The organism is Streptomyces sp. NBC_01477 (assembly GCF_036227245.1).
GTDB lineage: Bacteria > Actinomycetota > Actinomycetes > Streptomycetales > Streptomycetaceae > Actinacidiphila.
The window spans coordinates 2,353,834-2,365,000 of the sequence record NZ_CP109445.1; the positions used below are offsets into that span (position 1 = coordinate 2,353,834).

Annotated in this window: 4 protein-coding genes, 1 tRNA gene and 2 rRNA genes (1 of these 7 cut by a window edge); 1 reads left to right on the forward strand and 6 read right to left on the reverse strand. The window is 70.0% G+C overall.

Going from position 1 to position 11,167, the window contains the following annotated elements:
* Positions 1 to 59: 59 nt before the first annotated feature.
* Positions 60 to 746, reverse strand: coding sequence for a response regulator (locus OHA86_RS09335; RefSeq protein WP_329174066.1), 687 nt, complete (start codon positions 744 to 746; stop codon positions 60 to 62).
* 235 nt (positions 747 to 981) lie between these two features.
* Positions 982 to 6,366, reverse strand: coding sequence for a HAMP domain-containing protein (locus tag OHA86_RS09340; RefSeq protein WP_329174069.1), 5,385 nt, complete (start codon positions 6,364 to 6,366; stop codon positions 982 to 984).
* Between the two features lie 321 nt (positions 6,367 to 6,687).
* On the opposite strand from OHA86_RS09340, the gene OHA86_RS09345 reads away from it, so the two are divergent.
* Positions 6,688 to 9,327 (forward strand): SpoIIE family protein phosphatase, encoded by a 2,640-nt coding sequence (locus OHA86_RS09345; protein ID WP_329182335.1) that lies wholly within the window; start codon positions 6,688 to 6,690, stop codon positions 9,325 to 9,327.
* Positions 9,328 to 9,407: 80 nt separating this feature from the next.
* Here the strand turns inward: OHA86_RS09345 and OHA86_RS09350 are convergent.
* From OHA86_RS09350 to OHA86_RS09365, 4 genes are all read right to left on the reverse strand, one after another.
* A tRNA-Thr gene (locus tag OHA86_RS09350) sits at positions 9,408 to 9,480 on the reverse strand.
* Between the two features lie 94 nt (positions 9,481 to 9,574).
* Positions 9,575 to 10,303 (reverse strand): DegT/DnrJ/EryC1/StrS family aminotransferase, encoded by a 729-nt coding sequence (locus tag OHA86_RS09355; protein WP_329174070.1) that lies wholly within the window; start codon positions 10,301 to 10,303, stop codon positions 9,575 to 9,577.
* A gap of 133 nt (positions 10,304 to 10,436) precedes the next feature.
* Positions 10,437 to 10,553 (reverse strand): 5S ribosomal RNA (rrf, locus tag OHA86_RS09360).
* Between the two features lie 99 nt (positions 10,554 to 10,652).
* Positions 10,653 to 11,167, reverse strand: a 23S ribosomal RNA gene (locus tag OHA86_RS09365); it runs 2,611 nt beyond the window's last position.

Sequence of the window (11,167 nt, forward strand, 5' to 3'; positions counted from 1 at the left end):
GGCGTCAATCTGCGTTGCCGGGCGCGCCATGGGCGGCCCGTACGCGCCCCGCGGCGGGATCAGTCCCCGGTGGCCTGCCGCACGATACCCCCGCTGCTGCCCGGCTCCAGCGCGTCCAGCGCCCGGCGCAGGCCGGTCAGCTTCCGCTCCAGGTGGGCCGCGGTCGCCACGGCCGCCGCGTCCGCGGACTCGCCGAGCTGTTTGCTCAGCGCCTCGGCCTGCTCCTCGACGGCCGCGAGCCGGGCGGACAGTTCCGCCAGCAGACCCGCGGGCTCCTTCGAGCCGTTGGCCTCCGCCCCGGAGGGCAGACCCTGTTCCAGTTGCAGCCGCAGCAGTCCGGCCTGTTCGCGCAGCTGGCAGTTCTTCATGTACAGGTCGACGAAGACCGAAACCTTGGCCCGCAGTACCCACGGGTCGAAGGGCTTGGAGATGTAGTCGACCGCGCCCGCCGCGTAACCCCGGAAGGTGTGGTGCGGGCCGTGGTTGATCGCGGTGAGGAAGATGATCGGGATGTCCCGGGTCCGCTCCCGCCGCTTGATGTGTGCCGCGGTCTCGAACCCGTCCATGCCCGGCATCTGGACATCGAGCAGGATCACCGCGAAATCATCGGTGAGCAGCGCTTTGAGCGCTTCCTCCCCGGACGATGCCCTGACCAGAGTCTGATCGAGCGCCGAGAGAATGGCCTCCAGCGCCAGCAGATTCTCCGGCCGGTCATCGACCAGGAGGATCTTGGCCTTCTGCACCATGGCCCGCCCTCCTCGCCCCGGCATCACGCCGGTCGCCGCCCCCGGGGACGACTCTGTCGCGCCGCCCGTCCTTGTGCCGGTCATGGTAGCCGCACCCAGCCGTTCGCCACACCCTGTCACCGCCACGTCACTCACCACACACCGAAAACGCAGGCGGAGACGAGAAGGTTCCCTCATCCTCTCGTTCTCACACCCCGTCAGAACGCCCAGTTGGCAAAACTTCAACTTTTCTTCCTCAGCGGGCGTGCATCCACTCTTCCATCAGCGTCAGCAGGTGGTCGGTGTCGACCGGTTTGGCAACATAGTCCGACGCGCCGGACTCGATGCTCTTCTCCCGGTCGCCCTTCATCGCCTTCGCGGTCAGCGCGATGATCGGCAGCCCGGCGAACTGCGGCATCTTGCGGATCGCCGTCGTCGTCGCGTAGCCGTCCATCTCCGGCATCATGATGTCCATCAGCACGATCGCGATGTCGTCGTACTGTTCGAGCACCTCGATGCCCTCCCGGCCGTTCTCGGCGTACAGCACGGTCAGGCCGTGCTGCTCCAGGACGCTGGTGAGCGCGAAGACGTTGCGGATGTCGTCGTCAACGATCAGCACCTTCTCGCCGCTGAAACCGCCCGTGAAGCCCGAGTGGGCGACCGGCTGGCTCTCCTCGGGCCACGGCTCGTGCGCCGCCGTCCCGTTCTGCCCCTGCCCGGCGGGCAGCGGGGCCGGCTGGGCGGAGCGGCGGCGCAGCCGGGACAGGCTGCTGCCGGGGCTGCGGGTACGGGCGGCGGCCGCGATCTCCTGGTCGCCGCCGGCCGTCAGCTGCGGCGCCGCGTGCGGGATCTCGCCGAGGCTCAGCGGCAGGTACAGGGTGAAGGTCGAGCCGCGGCCGGGCTGGCTGTCGGCGTGGATCTCGCCGCCGAGCAGCCGGGCGATCTCGCGGCTGATCGACAGGCCCAGGCCCGTACCGCCGTACTTGCGGCTGGTGGTGCCGTCGGCCTGCTTGAACGCCTCGAAGATCACCCGCATCTTGCCCGCCGCGATACCGATGCCCGTATCGGTCACCGAGAACGCGATCAGCGGCTGGTCGGGCGCGCGCAGGGTGCCGGCCTCCAGCAGCTGCTCGCGGATCGACTGCGGCACCTCGCTGCCGGCCGGCCTGATCACCAGCTCCACCGAGCCGCTGTCGGTGAACTTCACCGCGTTGGACAGCAGATTGCGCAGCACCTGGAGCAGCCGCTGCTCGTCGGTGTGCAGGGTGACCGGCAGCTCCGGCGAGACCCGCACCGAGAAGTCCAGGCCCTTCTCCGCGGTCAGCGGGCGGAAGGTGGCCTCCACGTAGTCGACCAGCTGCACCAGTGCGATCCGGGTCGGCGAGACGTCCATCTTGCCGGCCTCGACCTTGGACAGGTCCAGGATGTCGTTGATCAGCTGGAGCAGGTCGGAACCGGCGCCGTGGATGGTCTCGGCGAACTCGACCTGCTTGGGCGACAGATTGCCGTCGGCGTTGTCGGCCAGCAGCTTCGCCAGGATCAGCAGCGAGTTGAGCGGGGTACGCAGCTCGTGCGACATGTTGGCGAGGAATTCCGACTTGTAGCGCATCGAGACGGCGAGCTGTTCGGCGCGCTCCTCCAGGACCTGCCTGGCCTCCTCGATCTCGGTGTTCTTGACCTCGATGTCGCGGTTCTGCCGGGCCAGCAGCTCGGCCTTCTCCTCCAGTTCCGCGTTCGACAGCTGGAGGGCGCGCTGCCGGTTCTCCAGCTCGGCAGAGCGTTCCTGCAGCTGCTCGGTCAGCTCCTGGGACTGCTTGAGCAGGCCCTCGGTCTTGGTGTTGACGCTGATGGTGTTGACGCTGATCGCGATGATGTCGGTGATCTGGTCGAGGAAGTCCTTCTGGATCTGGGTGAACGGCTGGAACGCGGCCAGTTCGATGACACCCAGCACCCGGCCCTCGAAGAGCACCGGCAGCACGATCACATGCGACGGCGGGGAGTCGCCAAGACCCGAGGTGATCTTGAGGTAGCCCGGCGGGACGTGCTCGATGAGGATCGACCGCTTCTCCACCGCGGCCTGCCCGATCAGCCCCTCGCCCGGCAGGAAGACCGTCGACATGCTGCGCCGCGCGAAGCCGTAGCTGCCGCGCAGCCGCAGCTCGTACTCCTCGCCGGTCTCCGTGGTGTCGCCGGACAGGAAGAAGGCGCCGTGCTGCGCCGAGACCACCGGGGTCAGCTCGCTCATGATGAGCGCGGCCACGTCGCCGAGGTCCCTGCGGCCCTGCATGAGGCCGGAGATACGGGCCAGGTTGCCCTTGAGCCAGTCCTGCTCCTTGTTGGCGAGCGTGGTCTCGCGGAGCCGGACGATCATGGTGTTGATGTAGTCCTGCAGCTCCAGGATCTCGCCCGCCGCGTCCACGTCGATCCGCAGGTTGAGGTCGCCGCGGGTCACCGCGGTGGCGACCTGGGCGATGTTGCGGACCTGGCTGGTCAGGTTGTTGGCCATCAGGTTGACCGACTCGGTCAGGTCCTTCCAGATGCCGGAGACGTCCGGCACCCGGGCCTGACCGCCGAGCCGGCCCTCCGTACCCACCTCGCGCGCCACCCGGGTCACCTCGTCACCGAACGCGGACAGCTGCCCGACCATGGTGTTGATGGTGGTCTTGAGCTCCAGGATCTCGCCGCGGGCGTCCACGTCGATCTTCTTGGACAGGTCGCCGCGGGCGACCGCGGTCGTCACCTGGGCGATCTGCCGCACCTGGCCGGTCAGGTTGGACGCCATGCCGTTGACGGACTCGGTGAGGTCCTTCCAGGTGCCGCTGACTCCCGGCACCCGCGCCTGACCGCCGAGGATTCCCTCGGTGCCCACCTCCCGGGCCACCCGGGTCACCTCGTCACCGAAGGCCGACAGCGTGTCGACCATCGTGTTGATGGTCTCGGCGAGCTGCGCGACCTCGCCGCGCGCCTCGACCGTGATCTTCTTGGTCAGGTCGCCGTTGGCGACGGCGGTGGCCACCTTGGAGATCGAACGCACCTGGCTCGTCAGGTTGTTCGCCATCAGGTTGACGTTGTCGGTGAGGTCCTTCCAGATGCCCGACGCGTCCCTGACCCGCGCCTGGCCGCCGAGCTGGCCCTCGGTGCCGACCTCGCGGGCCACCCGGGTCACCTCGTCACCGAAGGCCGACAGGGTGTCCACCATCGTGTTCACCGTGGTGACCAGCGCCAGGATCTCGCCCTTGGCGTCGACCGTGATCTTCCGCGACAGGTCGCCCTGGGCGACCGCGCTGGTGACATCGGCGATGTTGCGGACCTGGCTGGTCAGGTTGTTCGCCATGAAGTTGACGGACTGGGTCAGGTCCTTCCAGGTGCCGCTGACCCCCTTGACCTCGGCCTGCCCGCCCAGGATGCCCTCGGTGCCCACCTCGCGCGCGACCCTGGTCACCTGCTCGGCGAACGACGACAGCTGGTCCACCATCGTGTTCAGGGTGTTCTTGAGCTCCAGGATCTCGCCGCGCGCGTCCACGTCGATCTTCTGCGACAGGTCACCGCGGGCCACCGCCGTGGCGACCTGCGCGATGTTGCGGACCTGGCCGGTCAGGTTGCCGGCCATGAAGTTCACCGAGTCGGTCAGGTCCCGCCACACCCCGGCGACGCCCGGCACCTGCGCCTGCCCGCCGAGCCGCCCGTCGGTGCCCACCTCGCGGGCCACCCGGGTCACCTGCTCGGCGAAGGACGACAGCTGGTCCACCATCGTGTTGATGGTGTTCTTGAGCTCCAGGATCTCGCCGCGCGCGTCCACGTCGATCTTCTGCGACAGGTCACCGCGGGCCACCGCCGTGGTCACCTGGGCGATCTGCCGCACCTGCGAGGTCAGGTTGCCCGCCATGAAGTTGACGGAGTCGGTCAGGTCCTTCCAGGTGCCGCTGACCCCGTCCACCCGCGCCTGGCCGCCGAGCCTGCCCTCCGTGCCCACGTCGGTGGCCATCCGGGTCACCTGGGCCGCGAAGGAGCCGAGCTGGTCGACCATCCGGTTCACGGTGTTCTTGAGCTCCAGCATCTCGCCGGAGACGTCGACCGTGACCTTCTGCGACAGGTCGCCGTTGGCGACCGCCGTGGTGACCTGAGCGATGTTGCGGACCTGGCCGGTGAGGTTGCGGAAGGCGGTGTTGACCGAGTCGGTGAGGTCCTTCCACGTGCCCGCGGCGCCCGGCACCTGCGCCTGACCGCCCAGGATGCCCTCGACGCCGACCTCGCGGGCCACCCGCGTCACCTCGGCGCCGAAGGCCGACAGCTGGTCGACCATCGTATTGACGGTGTTCTTCAGCTCCAGCATCTCGCCGGAGACGTCCACGGTGACCTTCTGGGACAGGTCGCCGCCCGCGACCGCGGTGGTGACCTGCGCGATGTCCCGCACCTGGGCGGTCAGATTGCGGAAGGCGGTGTTGACGGAGTCGGTGAGGTCCTTCCATGTGCCCGCGGCGCCCGGCACCTGCGCCTGACCGCCGAGCTGGCCCTCGGCACCGATCTCACCGGCGACCCGGGTCACCTCGTCGGCGAAGGTCCGCAGCGTCTCGGTCATCGCGTTGATCGTCTCGGCGAGCTGCGCGACCTCGCCGCGCGCGCCGATGGTGATCTTCTGCGTCAGGTCGCCGTTCGCGACCGCCGTCGTCACCTGCGCGATGTCCCGCACCTGGGCCGTCAGGTTGCCGGCCATCAGGTTCACCGAGTCGGTGAGGTCCTTCCAGACCCCGGCCACGCCCGGCACCTGCGCCTGGCCGCCCAGCTCGCCCTCGGTGCCGACCTCCCGGGCGACCCGGGTCACCTCGGAGGAGAACGAGGAGAGCTGGTCCACCATCGTGTTGACGGTGTTCTTCAGCTCCAGCATCTCGCCCGCGACATGCACGGTGACCTTGCGCGACAGGTCGCCCTTGAGCACCGCGGTCGTCACCAGGGCGATATCGCGCACCTGCGCGGTCAGCCGGTACGCCATGGTGTTGACGGAGTCCGTCAGGTCCTTCCAGGACCCCGCCATGCCGCGGACCTTCGCCTGGCCGCCGAGCTTGCCCTCGGTGCCGACCTCGCTGGCCACCCGGGTCACCTCGTCGGTGAACGCGGACAGCTGGTCGACCAGGCCGTTGACCGTACGGCCGACCTTGAGGAACTCGCCGCGCAGCGGGTGCGCCGAGCCGTCCGAATTCTGCGCGCGCAGGTCCATCCGCTGTTCGAGGTCGCCCTCGGCCACCGCGGACAGCACCCGGCCGACCTCGGAGACCGGCCGTACCAGATCGTCCACCAGCGCGTTCGACGCCTCGATGGCGGCGGCCCAGGCACCCTCGCAGGCCCCCGTCTCCAGCCGCTCGGTGAGCTTGCCCTCCCGGCCGACGACCCGGCGCACCCGTGCCAGCTCCCCGGTGAGGTGCTGATTGCGGTCGGCGACCTCGTTGAAGACAGCGGCGACCTCCGCCATCACACCGTCGCCGGCCACCGTGAGACGGCGGCGGAAGTTGCCGTCCCGCATCGCGGCGAGCGCGGTCAGCAGTTTGGTGAGCGCGGCCGAATCGACCTCTACGGTCCCGCCGGCCCGGGAACGCCCGTTCTTCGTACGCGTGACTGTGCCCCGCGCCGATGCGCCAGACTCCACCGTGTCCCTCCTGGAGGGTCGATCGACCTGCATGTACCTGAGTTAGGCGCCTCCAGTCTTCCACCTTCGCGGACCGGCCCGACAACATCCCGCGTATCGCATACGCGGCGGGGCCGTTGGCGCTACGCCCGAAACAGGGGTCGTACACGTACCGCGACCGGCACGGCACGTTCGGGTTTGACGACGGCACGGCGCGGCCGGGGCGCGACGCACTAGCCTTGCCTGATGGCAGTACGACGCACGGTGCACGGGCGGGCGACCGACCGTGGCGAGACCCGGCAGCGGCTGCGGGACACCACCGAATCCGTCAAGAGGAGATCCGTGATCACGGCTCGGGCATCGGCCAGCTTCGAACCGGTGGGGCGGTCGGTCGCAGTGGCCAGGGCCTTTGTACGGGACACCCTGCACGGCTGGGGCTTCGCCGACGTCGTGGACGACGCCGTGGTGCTGACCAGCGAACTGGTGACCAACGCCGTCGTGCACGCGGGCACCGCCGCCGACGTGCGCTGCCTGCGCTATGAGACGGCGGTACGCGTCGAGGTCGCCGACCACTACCCGGAGCGCGAGGTGCCGCTCCAGGGCCGCGGCAGGCCGCACCGCGACCCCGACCACGAAGGCGGGCGCGGCCTGCTGCTGTGCGCCGCGCTGGCCAGCCGCTGGGGCGTGGAATACACGGCGGCGGGCAAGCACGTGTGGTTCCAGCTCGACCTGCCCGAGCGCCCGGCAGGCACCCGCTCGGCGGGACCGCTGCTGCCCGCCGCCGAGCTGCCGGTCGCCGACGAGCGGGTCAGGGTCGCCGTCATCCAGGTCGACCGCAGGGGCGCCATCACCCGCTGGAACGACGACGCGGCCGACCTCTTCGGCCACCCCGCCGCCGAAGCCGTCGGCAAGTCCCTCGCCGACCTCACCGCCTGGCCGCAGACCCCCGGCACCGGCATCGGCCTGGCGGAGGCCCTCCAGCTGTCCCGCTGGGAGGGCACCTACGGGCTGCGCAACAGCGACGGCCGGGTCCTGCCCGTCTACGGCTCCCACCTGCGGGTCCGCGACACCTCGGGCGAGCCCTCCACTGTCTGCCTGCTGGTACGCGTCGAGGAGCGGGCCGTGCTCCAGACCCCGGCCCGCGGCAACGCGCCGTCCGACACCGGCCTGGTCCAGCGCGGCAAGAACGCCGACGCCTTCGAGGTCTTCATCGGCTCGCCCGCCCCCGACGACCTCGACAGCCTGCTCCAGCGCACCGTCGAACGCGCCCGCGACATGCTCGACGGCGACGCGGCCTACCTGCTGCTGGCCACCGACGACGAGACCGAACTCGAGGTCCGCGCCTCCACCGGCCTGCCCTCGGCCCGCCAGCGCTTCGCCCGCGTGCCCGTCGAGGCCGGCACCGGGCGGTACGGCAGCGCCAGGATGCCCGCCGTGCACGAGGACCTGACAGCCGTCCCCGGCGCCGTCCCGCTGCTGTCGGGTACCGGGATGCGCTCGGTCGTCACCGTGCCGCTCAAGGTCGAAGGGCGGCTCACCGGCTCGCTCGGGGTCGCCGCGGAAGCCCCTGGCCGCTACACCAACCAGCAGGCGCTGCGGCTGCAGTTCGCCGCCGACCGGATCGCGCTGGCCGTCGAGAGCGCCCGCCTCACCGAGCTGGAACGGCTCCGCCGCGGCTCGCTGTCCTTCCTGGTCGAGGCCTCCGACCTGCTGGCGGGCACGCTGGAGCGCGACCAGACGCTGGCGCTGATGGCCCAGATGACCGTGCCCACCCTGGCCAGTTGGTGCGCGGTCTACACGATCGCCGAGCAGTCGGAACCCGAACTCGCCTTCGTCCTGCACGAGGACGAGGACCGCATCGACGGCATCAAGGCGCTGCTCTCCCAGGTCCGCGCCCCCGAGCCCGACCCGACGCCTGGCGCCCGCGCCTGGACCGCACCCTCGGACGCGGCCCATTCCAGCGCCCTGCGGGCGTCGCTGCGCAGCCTCGGGGTCGGCCCCAGCGGCTCCGGTACGCTGGCCGGCCGCCCGCCGAGCACCCCCGGCGTCGCCCTTGCCACGGCCGCGGCAGTCGGCGGCGAGACCGTCGTCCTGCCCCTGGTCGCCCGCAACCGCGTCATCGGCATGCTCACCCTCGGCAAACCGTCCGACGAGCGCTTCCGCCAGGAGATCCTGGAACTGGCCGAGGACCTGTCCCGGCGCGCCGCCCTCGCCCTGGACAACGCCCGCCTCTACAGCGAGCGCACCGCCATCAGCCAGGCCCTCCAGCGCAGCCTGCTCCCGCCGGAGCTGCCGCACGTGCCCGGCGTCGAGGTCGAGGTCGTCTACCGCGCCGCGGGCGAGGGCAACGAGGTCGGCGGCGACTTCTACGACCTCTTCCCGATCCGCGACGGCTGCTGGGGCTTCGCCATCGGCGACGTCTGCGGTACGGGCCCCGAGGCCGCCGCCGTGACCGGCCTCGCCCGGCACGCGCTGCGACTGCTCGCCCGCGAGGGCTTCGGCGGCCCCGCGGTCCTGGAGCGCCTCAACGCGGCCATCCTCGACGAGGGCGCCCGCAGCCGCTTCCTGACCCTGCTCTACGGCGAGTTGTGGCCGCAGCACGACGGCAGCGCGGTGCTCCGCATGGTCTGCGCCGGCCATCCGCTGCCACTGCGGCTGCGACCCGACGGCACGGTCGAGGCCGCGGCAGAACCGCAGCCGCTGCTGGGCGTGATGGACGACCTGGAACTCGTCGAGCAGTCCGTCACGCTCGACCCGGGCGACGTCCTGCTCTGCGTGACCGACGGCGTCACCGAGCGCCGCGAGGGCACCAGGATGCTCGGCGACGACGGCCTCGCGGACGTCCTGGCCACCTGTACGGGCCTGACGGCCGGCGCGGTCGCGGCCCGTATCCAGCGCGCGGTGGAACGCTTCGCGTCCGACGCCCCCTCCGACGACATGGCCATCCTGGCGATGCGGGTGCCGGCCCTTCCGCGGAGCTGACCACCCGGCACCTCGTGTGCCGGTGCGTCCGGCGCACGAGAAAGGCCTCCCGCCGACGGCGGGAGGCCTTTCCTTGTCAGAGCCCCAATACGGAATCGAACCGTAGACCTTCTCCTTACCATGGAGACGCTCTACCGACTGAGCTATTGGGGCGCGTCGACGGGAAGATCGTAGCTCATGAACGGCTGTGCGGGAAAGTCGGCCGAGCGCCTGGTCAGCCCGGCCGGCCGACACGCGGGCCGCCGGCTCAGATCAGCCCGCCCAGCGCGTTGCAGGTGTCCGCGAGATACGTCAACTCCCGCTGTGTGATGCCCGGATGCACCGGCAGCGACAGCGTGTCCGCGGCCACCAGTTCGGTCTGCGGCAGCACGACCCCCGAGCGGTGCGCGGGCATCCGGTGCACCGGTACGGGCACGCTGACCGTCGCCCGCACCCCGCGCGCGGCCAGGGCGGCGGCGAAGGCGTCCCTGTCGGGACGTCCGTTGCCCGGTATCCGCACGGTGTAGCGGTGATAGCGGTGGTGTGCCCCGGGCTCGGCGTAGGGCACGGTGACGCCCCTCAACGCCGAGTCCAGGAACCGCGCGTGCGCCCGGCGCCTGGCGACGGCTCCCGCGTCCTCGGTACGCCCGCCCTCGGCGCCCTCCTCCACGACGGCCAGCGCACGGCGCTCGGCCAGCTCGTTGAGCCGCGTCATGGGTGCCGGGTGCCCGAACACATGCACCGGCACGATGGCCGCCGTGCGGGACGTGATGCCGGCCGCGACCGCTTCCGGGTCGAGGCAGAACGTCCGCGGGTCGATGTCCGCGAACACGGGTACGGCGCCGGCCAGCCGTACGGCGTCGGCGGGCGCGCCGGGGCCGAACGAGGGCACGATGACCTCGTCGCCGGTCCCGATGCCGAGCCGCACCAGCGCGTCACGCAGGGCGGCGGCCGTCGTGTCCGAAGCGATCCTGTGCCGCCGCTCGGCAGTCGTCATCTGCTGCACGTCTCCACACCTCCGCTTGTCCTGGCGGCCAGAGTCTCCGCACGATATGAACAGCGGGTAACGGGGCAGCAAAAAAGCCCCGGCCCCCGAGACAAGGCTCGGGGGCCGGGGCTTTCTAATAATTGTTCGGCGGTGTCCTACTCTCCCACAGGGTCCCCCCTGCAGTACCATCGGCGCTGAAAGGCTTAGCTTCCGGGTTCGGAATGTAACCGGGCGTTTCCCTAACGCTATGACCACCGAAACACCATGAAACACACACCACCACCCGGACCGCCACTGATGACGGTACGGGTGTGTGGTGGCTGGTTGTTTCAGAACCACACAGTGGACGCGAGCAACTGAGGACAAGCCCTCGGCCTATTAGTACCGGTCAGCTCCACCCCTTACGAGGCTTCCACATCCGGCCTATCAACCCAGTCGTCTACTGGGAGCCTTACCCCATCAAGTGGGTGGGAGCCCTCATCTCGAAGCAGGCTTCCCGCTTAGATGCTTTCAGCGGTTATCCCTCCCGAACGTAGCCAACCAGCCATGCCCTTGGCAGGACAACTGGCACACCAGAGGTTCGTCCGTCCCGGTCCTCTCGTACTAGGGACAGCCCTTCTCAAGACTCCTACGCGCGCAGCGGATAGGGACCGAACTGTCTCACGACGTTCTAAACCCAGCTCGCGTACCGCTTTAATGGGCGAACAGCCCAACCCTTGGGACCGACTCCAGCCCCAGGATGCGACGAGCCGACATCGAGGTGCCAAACCATCCCGTCGATATGGACTCTTGGGGAAGATCAGCCTGTTATCCCCGGGGTACCTTTTATCCGTTGAGCGACGGCGCTTCCACAAGCCACCGCCGGATCACTAG